The following is a 19,402-nucleotide window of genomic DNA, read 5'->3' on the forward strand; positions in this document are numbered from 1 at the left end:
AGGTTGATTGAGTTTCGTGATGTATCAAAACGTTATGAAGACGGGACGTTAGCCGTCAAAGAATTAAGCTTAACAGTAAATAAAGGAGAAATCTTCGTATTGATCGGACCTTCAGGTTGTGGCAAGACAACGACGATGAAAATGGTCAATCGATTAATCGATCATACGGACGGAAAAATTTTAATTGATGGAAAAGAAATCTATCAATTCGATATTTTTGAGTTACGTCGAAACATCGGTTATGTACTCCAACAGATTGCATTATTCCCTCACTTAACAGTGGAAGAAAATATCTCTGTCGTACCTGAGCTTTTGAAATGGAAAAAAGAACGAACGAAAGACCGTGTGACCGAATTGATGAAGATTGCCGGTCTCGACCCGAAACTTCGCTCGAAAAAGCCAGCAGAATTATCAGGAGGTCAACAGCAGCGCGTAGGCGTGTTGCGTGCTTTAGCTGCAGACCCGGACGTCATCCTCATGGACGAACCCTTTTCTGCGCTTGATCCGATCAGCCGTGGTCAATTGCAAGATGATATTAAGCGCTTGAATGACGAACTTGGCAAAACGATCTTGTTTGTCACACACGACATGCAAGAAGCGATGAAGCTTGGTGATCGCATCGCGTTAATGCGTGATGGGGAACTCATGCTAGTCGGTACACCAGAAGAAATCTTGGCGAGTGAAGATCCGTTCGTCTTAGAATTTACACAACGTGGAAGAGGTGAGCTAGATGCTTGAGACGTTCCAAAATAGACAAGGACAGCTTGTCGAGGCACTGATTGAGCACTTGCAGCTCTCTGTCGTATCGCTTTTGATTGCCGTATTGATTGCCGTACCATTGGGAATCTGGCTGACGCGCCGTAAGAAAATCGCCGAAACCGCCATTGGTGTCACTGCGATTATTCAAACGATTCCGTCGCTTGCCTTACTTGGTTTGATGATTCCGCTCGTTGGAATCGGGGCATTACCTGCTATTATTGCGCTTGTCTTATATGCGCTCCTACCTATTTTACGAAACACGTTCACCGGTTTAAACGAAGTGGATAAATCGTTGCTTGAAGCCGCTCGAGCTTGTGGGATGAAGCCGAATCAAAGTTTGATGAAAGTTGAACTCCCGCTTGCTTTACCGGTCATCATGGCTGGTATCCGGACCGCGATGGTTCTGATTGTCGGTACGGCGACGCTCGCTGCTTTAGTCGGAGCAGGTGGACTCGGTACGCTTATTTTGCTCGGGATTAACCGGAATGACAATTACTTAATTTTACTCGGGGCCATCCCGGCCGCGATTTTGGCACTCTTATTTGACTTCTTGTTGCGTCAGATGGAAGGTGCGACGGCGACTCGAAACAAGGCGAAATTGATTGCTGTTTCTACTGTCCTCGCCTTGGTCATCGTCACACCGCTCGCGTTCGGTCGTTCGCAAGAAACAGACCTTGTCGTTGCCGGTAAACTTGGTCCAGAGCCGGAAATCCTAATGAATATGTATAAGTTGTTGATTGAAGAAGAAACAGATTTGACTGTATCTGTGAAACCGAACTTCGGGGAGACGACATTCGTATGGGGCGCACTCCAATCTGGAGACGTTGATATTTATCCGGAGTTTACAGGTACGGCACTGGCGAGTCTCGTCAAAGAGACACCTGAATCAAACGATGCCGGTGAAGTTTACGAACAAGCGAGAGAGGCACTGGCAGAAGAAGGATACGTGATGCTCGAACCGATGCAGTTTAATAATACGTATGCGCTCGCGATTCCACGTGACTATGCCGAGGCGGAAGACATTACGGCTATTTCAGATTTACGAAACGTACAGTCTGATATTCAAGCCGGGTTTACACTTGAATTCACCGACCGTGAAGACGGTTATCCAGGACTTCAAAACGAGTATGGGCTTGATTTCCCGTCTGTCGTCTCAATGGAGCAAAAATTGCGCTATCGCGCCATCGCACGAGGGGATGTCAATCTAGTCGACGCTTATGCGACGGACCCTGATATCGCCGAGAACGACCTCGTCGTTTTAGAAGACGACCGACAATTCTTCCCGCCTTATCAAGGAGCACCGCTTATGAAAGAGGAGACACTTGAAGAGTATCCAGAAATCGAGGATGCGCTCAATCAGCTCGCAGGTAAAATCACAGACGAACAGATGTCTGAATTGAATCGACGTGTCGCGTACGGAAATGAACGCGCATACGATGTAGCGAAAGACTTCTTAGAACAGGAAGGGTTACTATGAGAGCTTTGATTATTTCGAATCCGAAGTCCGGCACGAGCGAAACGATGCTCGGAGAGGTCATCGGAACGATTGAGTCGCTCTATGAAGAAATCATCATCAAGAAAACATCGGAAATTGGGGATGCGCTTCGATTCGCGAAAGAAAGTAAACCGTTCGACCATCTGATTGTCATTGGCGGTGATGGTACGCTAAATGAAGTAGTGAATGGGTTGATGACCTTAGAGCGCGACGAGCGTCCGACAGTCGGCATCATTCCTGCCGGGACGTGCAATGATTTCGCTAGGGCACTTGAACTGCCGATTCAACCAACACAAGCGGCAAGTGTCATCAAATCACATCATGAACAGCATGTAGACGTCATTCAAGTTGATGAGATGTATGCCCTCAATTTCGTCGGAGTCGGATTGATTGCAGACACATCACGTCAAATCGATCCGAATGAGAAAGAATCGTTAGGTTCGATTGGCTACTTTTTAGCGACCATCCGCCAATTTCGTGAAGCCGACCCGTTCGAAATTCGATTGCGACGTGGGGATGAGATGCTCTATGAAGGGGATGTCAGTTTTCTATATGTAGGAAACGGGAGCTATCTTGGGACCGTACCGACGAAACTGGAGACGCAATCGTTTTCGGACGGGCTGTTAGAAGTGGTACACAGCTCGGCAATCGGATTTCCGATGATTCGTCAATTGTTAGCCCAGCAACTCGGTCTTGATCAAAAATCGGCGGAGTGGAATCACTTTCAGGCTTCACATGTTGAAGTCGAGTTAAACGAACCTCAAATCATTGATATCGATGGTGAACATTTCGAAACCGATCACTTGACGATACGGATTCGAGAGCGAGCCCTCACGTTTTTAACGCCATAAAGCATCAACAGAGAAAAGTATTCAGACTTTTCTCTGTTTTTTTGTTGTCCTCATCTTGGAATCGTGTTAGTATTTCACTATTATTATGAAAATGAAATGAAAAAGAGGAAGTAGGGGTAAACATGGCGCAAAATTCATTCGCCTCAAAAATTGGATTCATACTAGCTGCCGCAGGGTCAGCAATCGGTTTAGGTGCAATCTGGAAGTTTCCATATGTCACCGGAACGAGCGGGGGCGGTGCCTTTTTACTCATGTTTTTGGCGTTCACATTATTACTTGGTCTGCCATTATTGATTGGAGAATTCATTGTCGGACGTTCGACTCAAAAGACTGCGCTTCTTGCTTTCAAACAGTTAGGGCATGGCCGTTGGACCATTATCGGCTACTTAGGTGTCCTTGCTTGTTTCTTGTTACTTTCCTTCTATAGTGTCATTGGAGGATGGGTCCTCATCTATATTGGACTCGGTTTAAGTGGGACGCTCAGTGGACGTTCGGCTGACGAATTTGGTGAGGTGTTCGGGAACGTCGTATCGACACCTGAAATTGCCGTACTCGGACAATTCTTGTTCCTCTTAATCACACTCTTAATTGTCTTACGTGGCGTTGAAGCAGGGATTGAACGAATGAGTAAAATTTTGATGCCACTCTTGTTCATCAGTTTCTTAGTTCTCGTGGTCCGCTCGTTGACGCTTGACGGAGCGATGGAAGGCGTTCGTTTCTTCTTACAGCCTGACTTTTCTGCATTGACTGGCGAATCGGTATTGTTTGCCCTCGGACAGGCGTTCTTCTCCTTATCGTTAGGGGTGGCAGCGATGCTGACATATGCGTCCTATATAAAGACGAAAGGAACATTGAACCGGTCGGCTAACATGATTGTCTTGTTGAACATTGCGGTTTCACTTTTAGCAGGTCTAGCCATCTTCCCGGCAGTCTTTGCATCAGGTCTTGATCCGGCTGAAGGTCCGGCGTTACTCTTCGTCGTTCTACCGGCAGTCTTCAATCAAGTACCGCTCGGTGGATTCTTCATGGTCTTGTTCTTCCTATTGTTCGCTTTTGCATCGATTACATCATCGATTGCCATGTTAGAAGTCGTCGTCGCAGGTGTGACCGATCGTTTGAATGAAAAGAAATCCTCATGGACGAAAAAGAAAGTGACGGTGACAGCCGCTCTTCTCGTCTTCATCGTGGGAGTACCATCCGCGCTGTCATTCGGACTCTTAAGTGATGTACAGATTTGGAACGGTCGGACGTTCTTTGATACGATGGACTATCTCGTCAGCTATATTTTAATGCCGACGGGTGCACTCTTGACTTCCATCTTTGTCGGTTACGTCGTTGACCAACGCGTCTTAAAGGATGAAATCGAAACATCAAAACCTGGTGTGAAGCTGTACCCAATCTGGCATGCACTCATTCGCTATGTCATTCCTGTAACCGTCGCGATTGTTATGGTTTCAACATGGATGACCACGTAACAAACGAACTGTAGACTCTATGAGTCTACGGTTTTTTTCGTCTCGCAACGGGAAAGTAGTCGATATAGGTAGTTGATTCTACACCTGTGGACGGAGGTATCGACGAATTTTATTATGCTAAAATGATAGGGATGACGAAACTTTTGTTGAATGGTTTCGTAATGTACAATAGAAGTAACATGAGATGAGGTGAAAAGAATGAAAACATGGATGAAATGGGCCCTGACAGGGGCAGTCATATACTTTGCCATTAACGTATTCGATTTCTCCTGGTTATTCATTATTGTAGGGGCGCTCGTCTTGAATGAAGTATGGTCGACGAACAAGCGCAAACATCGTCAACGTACACCGACAACGGTGGCAAAACGTGCCAAGAAGAAACTGTTACTCGATGAGGAAGAATCGTTTTCTGGATCGAGGATTTTAAAACCGATCGAAGAGCCGATGCCTACGCGACAGTTCGAGGCGACAGACGATTTAGAGCTTCAATTTTTGCAACGGACGATTGAGCAAGGATATGAGAAGTTACAACAAATCGACCGTGTTCTTCCAGATATTAAAGATGTAGAAGTGAGGCGTGAAATGAAGGCCGTCTCGAAAGAAGCGCACGAATTGTTCGAAGAATTATTCGAAAATCCACAAGACGCAAAGCATGTTCGAGACCTGTTCACATTCTATTTAGATTCACTCGTCTCGGTCGTCTTGAAATTTAAAGAGCTTGAAGGAAAACGAGTCGTCATTCAAGAAGAGACTCGGGAACAATTAATCACAAATATGCGACTAATTGTCGATAAATTTAAAGAACAACGCGGACGTCTCCTTGAAGATGACGCCGTAGACTTTGAACGTGAACTGATCATGATGGAGCGCGTCTTGTCTGATCAGCCGGAAGGGAGAAAGAAACATGACTTCATCGAATGAAACGAACTGGCAGTCATGGCCGGAAGAAGAACTGACTTCTGATACGAAAACAAAAACGGAGATGGAGGGGTTCAGTGACCCATCTGTCGAATGGTCATCCGTTACACAGTCACATGAAGTGCCAGCCATTCAAGCGAAACCAGACGTGCCTCAAGAGCATCGCGAGCGCATCACACGATTGGCTGAATCCATTGATATTAAAAAGACAGACTCTGTTATGTTGTTCGGGTCGAATGTCCAGCGCGAACTTTCCCAATTCTCTGATCAAATTTTGACGGAAGTGCGGATGAAAGATGGCGGCGATGCCGGTAAACTGTTGTCTGACTTGATGCAAAACGTCCGTAAGATGGACCCAGATATGCTTCAACCGGAGAAAAAGAGTTTCATGGATAACATTCCGCTCATCGGTCGTGCGAAGAAGAAGGCTGAAAACTATAAGCTTCAGTTCGAAAAAATGAACGTCTATTTGGAAGAGGTCATCCATAACCTCGATCGTGCGAAGTTCGGTCTCATGAAAGACATCACGATGCTCGATCAGATGTATGATAAGAACAAGCGATATTTCGAAGAGTTGAATGTCTATATCGCCGCGGGTGAGACAAAACTTGACCATGTACGGGAACACGAGATTGCCCCGTTACGTCAAGAAGTAGAAATTTCTAAAGATCAATCGAAGCTTCAACAATTGAACGATATGATTCAATTAGCGGACCGTTTTGAGAAAAAGTTGCACGATTTAAAATTGAGTCGTACCATCAGCCTTCAAATGGCACCTCAAATTCGGGTCATTCAGCAGAATAACCAAATCCTTGCTGAAAAGATCGAGTCAGCGGTCGTCAACACGATTCCGCTTTGGAAAAACCAAGTCGTTCTTGCACTCAGCTTGACGCGCCAGAAAACGGCACTTCGTATGCAGCAGGACGTGACGAAGACAACAAATCAACTGCTTGAGCAGAACTCGAAGATGCTCAAAGATTCATCGATTGAAATCGCTCAAGAAAATGAAAAAGGGATTGTCTCTGTTGAATCACTGAAAGTCGCTCACGAGAACTTACTCTCTACGTTGGATGAAACGTTACGCATCCAGCAAGAAGGGAAGCAAAAACGTCGTGACGCAGAGCGCGAACTTGACCGCATGGAGCACGAATTGAAGGAGAAGGTCATCGAGATCGCTTCGAAAAATAAAGAACTACCAAAGGACACTGGATACTAAGGGGGAAGTCTGAGCAATCAGACTTTCTTTTTCTACGAGGAGGGACTTGAGTGGAGAAGCAACGATTGTGGGATGAGACGTGGTTATTATTCGCTGATATGATGGCCGAGCGGCACTCGAAGTGTGCATCGAAGAGTGTAGCCTGTGTCATTGTAAAAGACGAAAAACCGATTTCAATTGGCCTGAATGGTACACCATCTGGTCATACGAACTGTAATGAAATCTATATCAAGCAAGAAGATGGGTTCTATAAGCATGCCGACTATGTTGCATCGACGGATCTCGATATGATCAACGAACCGGCACGACTCATCCGAGATGGTGTGACATATATCAAGTGTACAGACCCATATGATCACCATCACTGGTCGAAGCAACATGAAATCCATGCGGAAATCAACGCGATTGGAAAACTCGCTGCCGATTCAACGAATGCATTTGGTGCGACGGCGTATGTCACGCATTCACCATGTCATGCCTGTTCACTCGCCTTAATTGCGGCACGCGTCGCGCGAGTCGTTTATGCTGTCGGTTATGAGCATGGGGATGGGTTAGAATTGATGCGTGAAAGCGGGATTGAAGTGTTACATATGCCACTTGAAAAAATGTACAAAAATACATTGTAAACGTTTTCATTAGATGATATATTATTAATGTACTGCCAATGGTGTTTTACTCTTCCATTATTCGCCCCTCCTCGGAGGGGCCTTTTTTTTGTTCAAAATGTGGTGAGACAAACTTTACACATAATGTTCAATATTTCACAATATACTCTTTAAAATCTCTTATATAATAAAAGTAGATTCAAGAGAGGGGAATTTACACATGGAAAAACTCGTTCGCTTTACAGATGGTGCATATGAAGTAGAGGCGTTGATCACACTCGAAGAAGTGTGGGAAGATAAATTTGCGATTGGCATGCACAAGGAGCTTGCCGTCAAATCATTAACCATTAACGGAAATGAAGTATCAGAGATTAAACATGTTCGTGCACTCCTTCGATACTATCCGACGCTTGGTGTATCAGGAATCTTGTTGGCATTAGATAAGGCGGCTGCTGAGATTGTCGCATTGTCGAAAGATCAAGATCCAGCGCTCCAATACGTTGAACTCGTGGCCATTCAAATGGACGAGGAAGCGACAAACGACTTGAAAACATTATATGCGGCAATGTGATCTCAATTGGGTGAACCATTTCACCCAATTTTTTATTGCATCTTTTATTCCTTATGGTATGATGTTTACAGATGAAGAAATGGAACGCCATATCGTTGTCAACCATAAGCATGGGGATCTAGATAGCTAGATCGCTGTCAAAAAGCCACGTTCATAGGAACGTGGCTTTTTTTTGTTCAATGAAGTCGAATCCAGCCGCCACATCTTGAGCGAGGTGCGCATCCGAACCCATCGTGAACGGGATGTGCAGGTCGTTCGCGGATTTTGCAAGTCCGGCGACGTAAGGTACCCCACAATCCGGTTTTCTGAGTCCGGCCGTGTTGAAGTCAAGTCCGAATCCCCGGTCGGCAATCATCTGTAACAGACGTATTTCTTCCTCTTTTACTTTTGAGCGGTCCCATTCATAGTTTCTTTGATACTTTATCGGGAGATCGAGGTGTCCGATACGAGCGACACGGATGTCTTCCCACGAAAATGAGAGACCCTGTTCAATCGACTCATAATAAGCTCTCATGACGCTCTCGAATGAGCCAAACGCTTTGATGAGTTCATCAAACGTCTCGGCAGAATAATCAATCGGCATATAGGCTCCATCTCTATATAGGAAATGCTGCGATAAAATGACTTCATCAATCAATGGTGCGAAAGGCTTGAGTAAGGCAATGGTCTCTTTCTCTAAATGAGGCAATAAGTCGACTTCTAATCCAACTTTAATGTCGATAACCGCTTGATACTGCTGTTTCATCTGATGCAACGTATCGAGGTATTCTGGAAGTAGATCAATCGACATCGCCGAGTCTTGATTCGGGACCGGGTCGGTGAACGATGGGGGGAAAGGCGCATGTTCTGTGAACGTCATCGTTTGCAGGCCTTTTTCGATTCCGACTTGAATATAGTGTTCAATCGGGTCATTTGTACCGTGTGGACAAAAAGGGGTATGCACATGGCCATCGTGGGTAAAGTTAAACATCGATTACACGTCCTTTTCAGTTCATTTGGTTGACAGGTGTTTATCTGTTTGATAAATTTAACACAATACTTTAGTTTGGTAAAGTGATAACAAGATAAAGGGTGGTTATGATGATTTGGTCAAATTCAAAAGGTTCGATTCCAGAAGGCTGGTATGAACTTCAATCAGGAGATGTCATCCGTCCAAAACGATGGATGTTGTCATTTTTAGAGAAGGCAGAGTCGAGCGGCTACGCAGTCATCGATCCACCGCTTCTCGAATACTATTCACATTATCAAAATTTAGCGCTCTTTGACGAGTCAGCCTATTATCGATTGTTCGGGAACGACGGGGAACTTCTCGTCATGCGCCCTGACTATACACTACAAATCGCAAGAAAGTTAGCAGACGGTCATGAACCGATGCGTGTCGCTTACGCTGGTGCCGTCTATCGTCGGACGGTCAAACATTCCGGGCAACCCCATGAACGGCAACAGCTTGGACTCGAATGGGTCGATGGCGAAGAGAAGGACAGTCATCTGATTGAGTCCTTTCTCGATATGACGGAAGGAGTCCTGCCTACCGAACGTTTGACCATCAAAATTGGGTCAGCAGCCGTCATCTCGCTCATCGCGAAAGAGACAGGGATTCAGGAACGGACATTCCGAAAAATCTTAGCACTTCGAAACTTAGAATCATTACGTGAATTAGCAGAGACGTATCGCTATCCGTTGATTGCGAAGCTGCCCTTTTTAATCGGGAATTCTGCACTCGAAGAATTACGGTCTGAGGCACCAGAGTCTTTAAAAGAAGCCATCGGTGAAGTGGACGAGGCGGTGCAACACTTACGTACTATCGGATTAGAGGTGTCTTACGATTTCGGTCAAACGGGAGACTTTGATTACTATTCAGGATTGACCGTGACGGGAAGTGTTGAAGGCAAGCGTGTCCTTTCAGGAGGACGATATGATTCACTGTATGGACATTTTGGACACTCGAGACGAGCGTTCGGCATGTCGCTCGATTTAGAACAGTTAGATGAGGTGATCAAATGAAAGTAGCGGTCGCGAAAGGTCGGATTGAAAAAGCAGCCCGTCAATTTTTTGTCGAACGTGACTTACCCATATGGCCAGAGAAGCGGGGACGTGAGTTGACGGTACAAGCAGGAAATCATGAATTCATTTTCGTCAAAGGGGACGACGTCTATAAATATGTGATGCATGGAGCGGCAGATGTTGGCATTGTCGGCGGTGATATTTTACGAGAAAAAACGCCAGGCGTACTCGAAGTCGTCGATTTACCGTTCGGTCGCTGTCGAATGGCCGTCTGTGGTCCAAAAGTTCGACGCAACGGCACAAAGAAATTGAAAGTGGCGAGTAAATATCCGAATATCGCCATATCACACTTTGCATCGAAGCGACAAAACGTAGAAGTCATCGCGTTGAACGGGTCGGTCGAACTGGCTCCGTTAACGGGACTCGCTGATTGCATCGTCGACATCGTCGAGACAGGCGCGACGTTGGCTGCAAACGACTTGGAAGAATACGAGACGATTTTTTCAATCAATGCAAAATTCATCACGAGTGAGACAGCTTTAGCGGAACAGCCTGACGAATTGAAGGCCTGGATTCGAAAGATGAGTCAGGAGGAGAACGCATGAGTACAGAAACGAATCGCTCAAGGCGCGAAGCTTGGGCCGAAGCCGTGAAACCGATCGTGGAATCGATCGAGGCCCGCGGAGACGAAGCGCTGCTTGAGTGGACGAAACAATTCGACGGGGTCGACCGAATTGAGTCGGTCGATTTGGCCAGCTTTAATCCGCCAGTCGCATATGCTGAATTGACAGAGGCGCTTACATTAGCGGCGGAACGGATTCGTGCATTTCACGCGCGTCAAGTCCGACAAGACGATGTGTTCGAAGATACGATGTTCCGCCTTGGGAGACGCTATATGCCACTTGATTCGGTCGGAGTTTATGTACCGGGTGGGACTGCCGTCTATCCGTCGAGCGTCCTCATGAACATCATTCCGGCGAAAGTAGCTGGCGTCAAACGAGTCGTCATGGTCACCCCACCAAAAGCAGATGGGATTGACATTTCCCTCTTGATTGCAGCAAAAATTGCAGGTGCCGATGAGTGTTTTCTGGTCGGTGGGGCCCAAGCCGTGGCAGCACTCGCATACGGGACAGAAACGATTCGTCAAGTTGACAAGATTGTCGGCCCAGGAAATGCATATGTCGCGACGGCGAAGGCTCTCGTCTCACACATCGTCGGTATCGACTCCGTCGCCGGACCATCCGAAGTGTTGATCATTGCCGATGAGACGGCGAACCCGAAGTGGGTTGCCGCCGACCTGCTCGCACAAGCGGAACATGACGTCGAGGCGACTGCGATTGCGCTTGTCACGTCAGAAACACTCCGCAACCAAATCGAGCAAGAACTTGAGCGACAATTAGTGCTATTACCACGCCAAGACATTGCGAGAGAATCGTTGAAGCGTGGCGGCGTCTTGTACCGGACAATCGAGGATGCGATCGAGTACGCGAATACGATGGCCGCGGAGCACGTCCAGTTGGCCGTCAAAGATCCTGAGGCATTGATGCGTACAATCCGTCACGGTGGTTCGTTCTTCCTCGGACATGAGGCAGCCGAAGCATTTGGAGACTATATCGCTGGACCGAACCACGTCTTGCCGACGAGCGGGACGGCCCGCTTCTCTAGTGGACTATCGGTCGATGATTTTTATCGCCGTCAGACGTTCCTTGAGATGACAGAACTTGATGAGACGATTACAAAGGCAGCGATTCGAATCGCCAAACAAGAACAATTAGAAGGACACGCCCGTGCGATGGCTGTTCGGATGGAGGACATATGAGACGAAATTATCAAAATATCCCACGCTATGTACCTCATGCCGCTTCGGGATATGCGCTCAATCAAAATGAAAGCCAATATCCGTTACCAGAACGTCTCGAACGAGCTATTCGAGACGTATCACTCGAGGCACTCAGCCGTTACCCAGTCGAAGAATTGCTCGCTTTAAAAGCGAGCTATGCTGACTATGCGGGAGTCGAGCCGACGCAACTCATGGTCGGCAGCGGGAGCGATGAGCTATTGGCCATCTTGAGTCAGGCGATTTTGGATACGGAAGACCGTGTGGTCGCACCGGCCCCAGACTTTTCGATGTATGGCATTTATACACAAATTGCCAGAGGGCATTTCACACAACCGGACGAACAGGGTTTGCGTTACGAGACGTTGGCTGAAGTCATTCGAACAACAGACCCTAAACTCGTCTTGATCTCGAATCCGAATAACCCGACCGGAAAGATGTGGACACTAGACAAATTGTCTGACATTGCGGCACATGTACCGTACCTCGTCGTGGATGAAGCGTATATTGATTTCACAATGAAGGACTCATTTGTGTCTCGCTTGAACGAATATCCGAACGTCATCATTTTACGGACGTTATCGAAGGCGTTCGGTCTAGCGAACCTCCGGATTGGTTTCATGATTGCATCTGAAGAAATCATCGAACAGATTGACCGCTTCCGTTCGCCATTCAATGTCAGTGGTCTCAGTGCCGCTGTCGCCAACGTCGTCTTACGAGATGAATCTTATATTCAAGAGTCGATTCAGTTCCATATGGCGCAACGTGAAAAGTTAACGGAGTTGTTACGACCAGTCGGTGAGATTTTACCGAGCCGTGCCAACTTCATTTATGTCAAAACGGATGATAGTGAAGGATGGGCATCCCGCTTCCTTGATAAAGGGGTCCATGTACGTGCTTTTCCCGATGGACTACGTGTCAGTGCAGGGACAGACGAGGCGTATGCCTTGATCCGACAAACGATTGAAGAGGTGAATTCTGTTGAGAACAGCTGAACTAAAACGTGAAACGAAAGAAACGAAAATTGACATTCGATTAAATCTAGACGGAACGGGTGAAAGCTCCATTCAAACGGGGGTCGGCTTCTTCGATCACATGTTGACGTTGCTCGCTTTTCACAGTCAGATAGATTTAGACGTGAAAGTCGAAGGCGATACGTGGGTCGATGCCCACCATACGGTCGAGGATGTCGGGATCGCACTCGGTCAGCTCATCGCCAAGTCACTCGGGGATAAAGTCGGAATTCGCCGCTACGGGTCAAGTTACATGCCAATGGATGAAACGTTAGCGCGAGCGGTCATTGATGTGTCAGGACGCCCATTTATCGTCTATCAAGCGGATATTCACAATCCGAAGCTTGGTGACTTTGATACCGAACTCGCTGAGGAATTTTTCCGTGCCGTTGCCATGAATGGTCGACTCACACTTCACCTTTCTGTTCTGTACGGGTCGAACTCACATCACATGATTGAAGGGTTGTTCAAAGCGTTCGGACGAGCGCTTGCCGAAGCGGTCTCTAGCGATGGGACGAACCGTCTCCCTTCTACGAAAGGATGGATCGAAGGATGAAAGTAGCGGTCATCGATTATGGTATGGGAAACGTATTTAACGTCGAACGTGCGTTACAAGCCATCGGTTGCTACGTCGTGATCACGAACGATGCAAATCAAATTGAAGAGGCGGATGCCGTTTTACTTCCTGGGGTCGGTGCCTTCCCGCAAGCGATGCAATCGCTCGAACAGACGGGTCTTATCCCACTATTGCAACAGATGGCGACGGAAAAGCCGTTTTTAGGGATCTGTCTTGGGATGCAGCTCTTGTTTGATTCGAGCACGGAAGGTATGCCGACAAAAGGTCTCGGGTTGATTCCGGGAACGGTCGAACGGATGCGAGCGAAGCGTCTCCCACACGTTGGATGGAACTCGATCCTTCGCGATGAGGATGTCTATTTTGTCCACTCTTACCATGCCGTGACGGCCGACGATTACATCGTGGCGGCAGCTGATTATATGGGTGAGAAAGTTCCGGCAATCGTTCAAAAAGGGCTCGTGACGGGCATGCAGTTCCACCCGGAAAAGAGCGGGACATTTGGTCTCAGCTTACTTCAAGAATGGAAGGAGGCGGTCGAGCGTGAGATTACTACCCGCCATTGATTTGATTGGAGGCAAGATCGTCCGTTTGACGGAAGGTGATTTTTCTACGGAAGAACAATACGGAGATCCGTATGAATTATTAAAAGCGTGGCAAGGGAAGGTCCCGATGATTCACTTGATTGATTTAGAAGGGGCCAAGGCAGGTGAACCGCGTCATTTAGACGTTGTCCGCTATGCGAAGTCTCTAGGGTTCCTTGTCCAAACAGGAGGAGGAATTCGTTCAGAAGCCGCACTTGATGCTGTGATGGAAACCGGTGCGGATCGCGTCCTTTTAGGGACGAAGGCGTTTACGGATCCTGACTTTCTAGACAAGGCGATTGAAAAGTATGGCAAACGAATCGCTGTTGCACTCGATGCCTATGACGGGAAGGTCGCCATTAACGGATGGCAGGAAGCGACAAAACTCGATGACATCTCGGTCGCACAAGACCTTGTCAAACGGGGGATCGAGACGATTCTATATACCGATATCGGATCCGATGGGAAACTGAATGGACCGAACGTTTCTCGCATGAAGGCGTTACGTCAAATCGTCAACGTCACATTGATCGCCTCAGGCGGTGTGACGACTGAAGAGGACGTGAAGGAGCTGAAGATGGCGAAAATTGATGAGGCTGTCGTCGGGAAAGCACTCCTGTCCGGTAAGGTGAGTATCGAAGAACTGATTGAATGGGAGGCGCGTTATGCTTAAACGCAGAATTATTCCATGTCTTGACGTGAAAGAAGGTCGTGTCGTCAAAGGGATTGAGTTCGTACAACTACGAGACATCGGTGATCCGGTCGAAATCGCGAAATATTACGATGAGTCCGGAGCCGATGAACTTGTCTTTCTCGATATCACGGCAAGTACGGAACGTCGCCAGACGATGCTCGATGTCGTCAGTGCGGTGGCACGGAAAGTATTCATCCCGCTGACGGTCGGTGGCGGGATTCGTTCACTCGAGGATATCTCGTCACTATTAAAAGCAGGGGCGGATAAAGTATCGTTGAACACGCTCGCTGTAGAATCCCCAAGTCTCATTCGTGAAGCGGCCGATCGTTTCGGTTCGCAATGTATCGTCGTCGCAATCGACGTAAAGTTTGAAGATGACGAATATTATGTGTACACATATGGTGGAAAACAGAAGTCGGACCTGTTGGCGGTCGAATGGGCGAAACAAGTGGCCGCGCTTGGGGCGGGTGAACTTCTTGTCACGTCCATGAACCAAGATGGAAAGCAGAGCGGTTATGACCTTGCGATTTTAGAACAACTTCGTGAAGTCGTCGATATTCCGATTATCGCATCCGGTGGGGCAGGGAACGCCGAGCACGTAGTCGAAGCGCTTGAGAAAGTCGATGCCGCATTACTTGCATCCATCTTACATGACCGAAAAACGACAGTAGAAGAGGTGAAGCACGTATGCACGAGTCACAACTTGCCGATGCGGTTCGTTTCGACGAAAATGGACTGATTCCCGCCATCATCGTGTCAAACGGTGACGGGGCGGTCCTCATGCTCGGATATATGAATGATGAGGCAATCCGACAGACGCTTCGTGAACGGGTCGTCACGTTCTGGTCTCGTTCAAAAGGTCGGCTTTGGATGAAAGGGGAGACGAGCGGGAATACACTAGACGTCGTCAGCATCCACATCGACTGTGACCAGGATGCGCTTCTCGTTCGTGTTCATGCGAACGGCCCGACGTGTCATACCGGTAATCGAAGCTGTTTCTTTACGGAGGTGAACGTATGATTCATGAATTGGAACAATTGATTCAATCTAGAAAAAATGAACCGAAAGAAGGTTCATATACGACTTATTTATTGGAACAAGGCGTTGAAAAAATCGCGAAAAAGTTCGGGGAAGAAGCGTTCGAGGTCGTCATTGCTGCTATGACGGATGAAGACTTGGTTGAAGAGTCAGCCGACCTTCTGTATCACTTACTCGTCTTGTTAGCAGCCAAAGGTGTTCGTTTAGAGGATGTGGAAGCGTTACTCGCCAAGCGTCACGGTACTACCACACCGGCGAAACCACGTCGAGACGTCACGGAATGGTAAATAAAAGAGGAAGGAGACGCGCTCCTTCCTCTTTTGTGTTACCGATTGACCGAGGCGGCCATGCGAATGTACGTATGGCGTCGTCCGCGAATCGCAATGGACAGTGCCTGAATGTTCTCTGGTACGGCAATTCCGGACAGTCCGGCGTCACCTATATGCACGATATCCGCTCCGCCTCGTTTTGAAGAGAGTGCAATCTCCCGAACGGTCTCGACATCTGCGCCTTCTTGTGACGTTCCAATCGCCGCTAACGTGAGAGCACCGAGCACTTGCAATTCCTGAACGAGTTCGTGAAACGATTCTTCACGGACGCCAGGTACAGTGCCTGGAGCCGGAAGGAGGATGATATCTGCGCCAGCTTCGACGAAGCGGATATACGCGTCGCGGTCCAACACATTGCCTGCACCGGCTTGATGCATTTTCCCGGCAATGATGCCCCCTGCGAATTCACGACGTGCTTGGATGATTGCTTGTTCGATTGCTTCATTCGTGACCCCGGTATTCGGATTGCCTGTCAAACAGACGAAGTCAAACCCGAGCTCCGATGCTTTTTGGAACGCTTCGATTGAAGCGAGTCTGCCTCGTTTTACTTCATTCATCTCGGACGACTTCTCTGAAAAATCAACAGGTTCCAAGTTGACTCCAATTGGCAATCCAATCAGTCGTTTTAGTTCGAGAATCGGATGATCGCTCATCTCATCACCCGGCATCTCCCCGAATAATGCATGACTTTCAAGTCCTTTAATGTAAGGATGAAACACATCGATCATGTTCAATAAAATCAAGTCGACACCGAATGCTCGTGCTAGTTCTGCGTTTGTCACTTCTGGATACAACGGCTGCACCGTCGGGATGACCTCGGCCATGACCGTTCGACCTTCTGCTTTTCGAATCGAATCGATTAAATCTTGACGATTAAACGTGATAAAATCACTTGCTCGACATTCCAGTATTCGTTTCATGTGATCTGCCTCCTTCTGCTCATCCTTGTCTCTATTCCCTAAACCCTTGAAAAATCCTCTATACTAATTTTAAGGAGGGATTATGATGTCGGAAAAAGAAAAGATGATTCGTGGTGAACTGTATTTAGCTGGTGATGAAACGCTCGTTGCAGATCGGAAGCATGCCCGGAGATTAACTGAACAATTCAATCGTTCTGGAATCGATGATTTGGAAGAACGAAAAGAGATTCTTGGTGCGTTACTCGGATCGACGAAAGGGTCATATTATATCGAGCCGAACTTCAAATGTGATTATGGGTATAACATCCACTTAGGAGATCGATTCTATGCGAATTTTGACTGTGTCTTCCTAGACATCTGTCCCATCACGTTTGGGGATGACTGCATGCTCGCACCGGGTGTACATATTTATACGGCGACACATCCGATCGATCCGATCGATCGGATCTCCGGATATGAGTTCGGGAAGCCGGTGACCATCGGCGACCGCGTATGGATCGGTGGAGGGGCGATTATCAATCCCGGTGTGACGATTGGGGATGAGGTCGTCGTCGCATCCGGTGCGGTCGTCACAAAAGATGTGCCATCTCGAACAGTCGTCGGAGGAAATCCGGCGCGTGTGATCAAGACGATCGACTGACAAAAACTCCTGAACACGAGGTTCAGGAGTTTTTTACATGACTTGTTTCCATGTACTGTTGAATAGCTGTATGTGCAAGATGAAGCGCCGCCTCGTCCCCAATCGTCACCCGAATCCCCGTCGGTTGTTTCGACGTGTGTACGTTCAATGCGGTCAAATGCGTCCATACCGCTTCAGGTTGCTCGAGTTCGATGTACAAAAAGTTTGTCGAGGCAGGTAGGACATGACCAATTGAATTAAATGCGGATGCCCACTTTTGACGCATCTCGTCATGCCATTCGATTGTTTCTTGAAGATAAGTCGCATCTTTTAAGAAGATGTTGCAAATCTTTGCACTCACCCCGCTAATGTTGAACGGTGGGATGAATTGACGGAAATAGTGTGCGAGTTCGCAGTTTGTCACCATGAATCCGATTCGTACGTTTGCCAATCCGAACGCTTTTGACATCGTGCGAAGGACGATGAGATTCGGAAGGGTGGCAATGAACGGGATCATGCTCGCATCTGGTGTGAAGTCCATATAGGCCTCATCCACCACGATATATGGCACGAGTGAGGCGAGATGCGTCAACTCTTCTATGGTCCACAGCTTTCCGGTTGGATTGTTCGGATTCGATAGGAGAAGAAGTTTTGGATGATGTGTCTCAATCGCCTCTAGAATTCCCTCATACGATAAATCAACGGCTTGAACATGATGACCGTGTGCGATGGTCGTGAAGATTGGATACATCGAAAAGTCAGGTGCCGGAGACAAGACGATGTCATGTGGTGCGAGCAATGCTTGCGTCACGACATGAATCATCTCATCACTCCCACAACCGACGAGTAATTGCTCGGGTGTGACGCCAACGTACGCAGCGTAGCGTTCGAACAATTCATTGATCGGTTCGACCGGATATTCGTGTAAGTCATGATACGTCAACGAATCAAGCTGACTCTTGATACGGTCAGGTAACGGGAACTGACTTTCATTTTGGTTTAACCGATGTCCCGTCGGATAAACGACGGGATAGATCGGAAGCTCGATTTGTCTCATTCAGTTGGCTCCATCGAAAACCATTTTTTCACCAATTCATCGATTTCACCTGACTCCATCATTTTATTCAACTCTTCGTTGAACTGGTCGCGTAACTCATCATCTAATTTGAAGGCAGCAGCTGATCCTTTTTCGCCATCCTCTTTCAAAGCGAATGTATAGAAGCTGTCATCTTGGTCTAAATACTTTTGTGCGACCGTGTCTTCGATGACCATTGCATCGATTCGACCTGTGTTCAACTCTTGAACGATTTCAGGGATCTTGTTCAACGATACGAGTTCAGCGTTTGCTGCTTGTTCTTTAGCGATATTTTCTTGAATCGAAGCCGTTTGGACACCGATTTTCTTACCAGACAAATCTTCGATTGCCTGAAGGGACTCGTCTTTTGTCATGATCAAGTTTGTCGCGGATAGATAGATGTCTGAGAAGTCCGCATTCTCTTTACGCTCTTCTGTTGGTGTCATCCCGGCCATGACGAAGTCGACACGCCCGCTGTTCAAGGCTCCGAGTAAGCTACCGAAGTCCATATCTTCAATCTTCAATTCGTAACCGAGACGTTCTGTAATCGTCTCTGCGATTTCAATATCGAATCCGACAATCGCATCCCCGTTTGCCGTATCAACGAATTCATATGGGAAGTAATCGGCGCTCGTCCCCATGACGAGCGTTTTTTGTTCTGTCGCTTCACCTTCTGTCTCTTGACTACATGCACCGAGTAATACTGCGCTCATCATAAGTGATCCTGCTAATAACCATTTTTTCATATGTGTATAATGCCTCCCTGTTGTAGATGAGACTAAGTGTATATGTATGATTATTAATTGTAAAGCATAAATATACAAA

At 47.4% G+C, this 19,402-nt stretch carries 20 protein-coding genes and 2 pseudogenes; 18 read left to right on the forward strand and 4 right to left on the reverse strand.

What is annotated here, in order from left to right:
• Positions 1-3: 3 nt before the first annotated feature.
• From GVY42_RS02285 to GVY42_RS02320, 8 genes and pseudogenes are all read left to right on the forward strand, one after another.
• Positions 4-720: pseudogene (locus GVY42_RS02285) on the forward strand (ABC transporter ATP-binding protein); the annotation flags it as partial.
• A 10-nt stretch (positions 721-730) separates the two neighbouring features.
• A complete protein-coding gene (locus GVY42_RS02290; protein ID WP_074037152.1) occupies positions 731-2,236 on the forward strand; it encodes an ABC transporter permease/substrate-binding protein in 1,506 nt (501 codons plus the stop codon).
• Positions 2,233-3,105, forward strand: a complete 873-nt coding sequence (locus GVY42_RS02295; RefSeq protein ID WP_159562162.1) for a diacylglycerol kinase family protein — start codon at positions 2,233-2,235, stop codon at positions 3,103-3,105. Before GVY42_RS02290 ends, GVY42_RS02295 begins: the two co-directional genes overlap by 4 nt.
• A gap of 122 nt (positions 3,106-3,227) precedes the next feature.
• Positions 3,228-4,580, forward strand: coding sequence for a sodium-dependent transporter (locus GVY42_RS02300; protein ID WP_159562163.1), 1,353 nt, complete (start codon positions 3,228-3,230; stop codon positions 4,578-4,580).
• 198 nt (positions 4,581-4,778) lie between these two features.
• On the forward strand, positions 4,779-5,501 hold the full coding sequence (locus tag GVY42_RS02305; RefSeq protein WP_012726129.1) for a 5-bromo-4-chloroindolyl phosphate hydrolysis family protein: 723 nt from the start codon (positions 4,779-4,781) through the stop codon (positions 5,499-5,501).
• A complete protein-coding gene (locus tag GVY42_RS02310) occupies positions 5,485-6,714 on the forward strand; it encodes a toxic anion resistance protein (protein ID WP_159562164.1) in 1,230 nt (409 codons plus the stop codon). Before GVY42_RS02305 ends, GVY42_RS02310 begins: the two co-directional genes overlap by 17 nt.
• Before the next feature lie 50 nt (positions 6,715-6,764).
• Positions 6,765-7,340 (forward strand): deaminase, encoded by a 576-nt coding sequence (locus GVY42_RS02315; RefSeq protein ID WP_078146775.1) that lies wholly within the window; start codon positions 6,765-6,767, stop codon positions 7,338-7,340.
• Between the two features lie 199 nt (positions 7,341-7,539).
• Entirely contained in the window at positions 7,540-7,890 is a 351-nt protein-coding gene (locus tag GVY42_RS02320; RefSeq protein WP_078146776.1) for a hypothetical protein, read from the forward strand.
• A 151-nt stretch (positions 7,891-8,041) separates the two neighbouring features.
• Here GVY42_RS02320 and hisJ read toward each other — a convergent pair whose 3' ends face one another.
• A complete protein-coding gene (gene hisJ, locus GVY42_RS02325; protein WP_074037146.1) occupies positions 8,042-8,860 on the reverse strand; it encodes a histidinol-phosphatase HisJ in 819 nt (272 codons plus the stop codon).
• 110 nt (positions 8,861-8,970) lie between these two features.
• Here hisJ and GVY42_RS02330 point away from each other — a divergent pair, with 110 nt between their 5' ends.
• From GVY42_RS02330 to hisIE, 9 genes and pseudogenes are all read left to right on the forward strand, one after another.
• Positions 8,971-9,894 carry an ATP phosphoribosyltransferase regulatory subunit gene (locus GVY42_RS02330; protein WP_159562165.1) on the forward strand — a complete coding sequence of 308 codons (924 nt, stop codon included), beginning with the start codon at positions 8,971-8,973 and terminating at the stop codon, positions 9,892-9,894.
• Positions 9,891-10,499, forward strand: coding sequence for an ATP phosphoribosyltransferase (gene hisG / locus GVY42_RS02335; RefSeq protein ID WP_159562166.1), 609 nt, complete (start codon positions 9,891-9,893; stop codon positions 10,497-10,499). Before GVY42_RS02330 ends, hisG begins: the two co-directional genes overlap by 4 nt.
• Positions 10,496-11,713 carry a histidinol dehydrogenase gene (hisD, locus tag GVY42_RS02340; RefSeq protein WP_159562167.1) on the forward strand — a complete coding sequence of 406 codons (1,218 nt, stop codon included), beginning with the start codon at positions 10,496-10,498 and terminating at the stop codon, positions 11,711-11,713. The genes hisG and hisD overlap by 4 nt, the downstream gene beginning before the upstream one ends.
• Entirely contained in the window at positions 11,710-12,726 is a 1,017-nt protein-coding gene (locus GVY42_RS02345; protein ID WP_159562168.1) for a histidinol-phosphate transaminase, read from the forward strand. Before hisD ends, GVY42_RS02345 begins: the two co-directional genes overlap by 4 nt.
• Positions 12,713-13,300: an imidazoleglycerol-phosphate dehydratase HisB gene (hisB, locus tag GVY42_RS02350; protein WP_159562169.1), complete on the forward strand. Its 588-nt coding sequence runs from the start codon at positions 12,713-12,715 to the stop codon at positions 13,298-13,300. The genes GVY42_RS02345 and hisB overlap by 14 nt, the downstream gene beginning before the upstream one ends.
• Positions 13,297-13,884, forward strand: a complete 588-nt coding sequence (gene hisH / locus GVY42_RS02355) for an imidazole glycerol phosphate synthase subunit HisH (RefSeq protein WP_078146782.1) — start codon at positions 13,297-13,299, stop codon at positions 13,882-13,884. Before hisB ends, hisH begins: the two co-directional genes overlap by 4 nt.
• Positions 13,862-14,575 carry a 1-(5-phosphoribosyl)-5-[(5-phosphoribosylamino)methylideneamino]imidazole-4-carboxamide isomerase gene (gene hisA / locus GVY42_RS02360; RefSeq protein ID WP_031423919.1) on the forward strand — a complete coding sequence of 238 codons (714 nt, stop codon included), beginning with the start codon at positions 13,862-13,864 and terminating at the stop codon, positions 14,573-14,575. The genes hisH and hisA overlap by 23 nt, the downstream gene beginning before the upstream one ends.
• Positions 14,568-15,335 carry an imidazole glycerol phosphate synthase subunit HisF gene (hisF, locus tag GVY42_RS02365; protein ID WP_159562170.1) on the forward strand — a complete coding sequence of 256 codons (768 nt, stop codon included), beginning with the start codon at positions 14,568-14,570 and terminating at the stop codon, positions 15,333-15,335. Before hisA ends, hisF begins: the two co-directional genes overlap by 8 nt.
• A pseudogene (hisIE, locus tag GVY42_RS16540) lies at positions 15,284-15,921 on the forward strand (bifunctional phosphoribosyl-AMP cyclohydrolase/phosphoribosyl-ATP diphosphatase HisIE). The gene hisF and the pseudogene hisIE overlap by 52 nt, the downstream one beginning before the upstream one ends.
• Positions 15,922-15,959: 38 nt before the next feature.
• On the opposite strand, the gene GVY42_RS02380 reads toward hisIE, so the two are convergent.
• Complete coding sequence (locus GVY42_RS02380) at positions 15,960-16,883, reverse strand: haloacid dehalogenase-like hydrolase (protein ID WP_159562172.1); 924 nt, start codon at positions 16,881-16,883, stop codon at positions 15,960-15,962.
• Positions 16,884-16,968: 85 nt separating this feature from the next.
• Here GVY42_RS02380 and GVY42_RS02385 point away from each other — a divergent pair, with 85 nt between their 5' ends.
• Positions 16,969-17,523 (forward strand): maltose acetyltransferase domain-containing protein, encoded by a 555-nt coding sequence (locus tag GVY42_RS02385; protein WP_305775281.1) that lies wholly within the window; start codon positions 16,969-16,971, stop codon positions 17,521-17,523.
• A gap of 22 nt (positions 17,524-17,545) precedes the next feature.
• On the opposite strand, the gene GVY42_RS02390 is transcribed toward GVY42_RS02385, so the two are convergent.
• Both GVY42_RS02390 and GVY42_RS02395 read right to left on the reverse strand, forming a co-directional pair.
• Positions 17,546-18,559 carry a histidinol-phosphate transaminase gene (locus GVY42_RS02390; protein WP_159562174.1) on the reverse strand — a complete coding sequence of 338 codons (1,014 nt, stop codon included), beginning with the start codon at positions 18,557-18,559 and terminating at the stop codon, positions 17,546-17,548.
• On the reverse strand, positions 18,556-19,323 hold the full coding sequence (locus GVY42_RS02395; protein WP_159562175.1) for a transporter substrate-binding domain-containing protein: 768 nt from the start codon (positions 19,321-19,323) through the stop codon (positions 18,556-18,558). The genes GVY42_RS02390 and GVY42_RS02395 overlap by 4 nt, the downstream gene beginning before the upstream one ends.
• Between the last annotated feature and the right edge of the window lie 79 nt (positions 19,324-19,402).

This window comes from Exiguobacterium sp. 8A (assembly GCF_902506275.1).
Taxonomy (GTDB): Bacteria; Bacillota; Bacilli; order Exiguobacteriales; family Exiguobacteriaceae; genus Exiguobacterium; species Exiguobacterium profundum.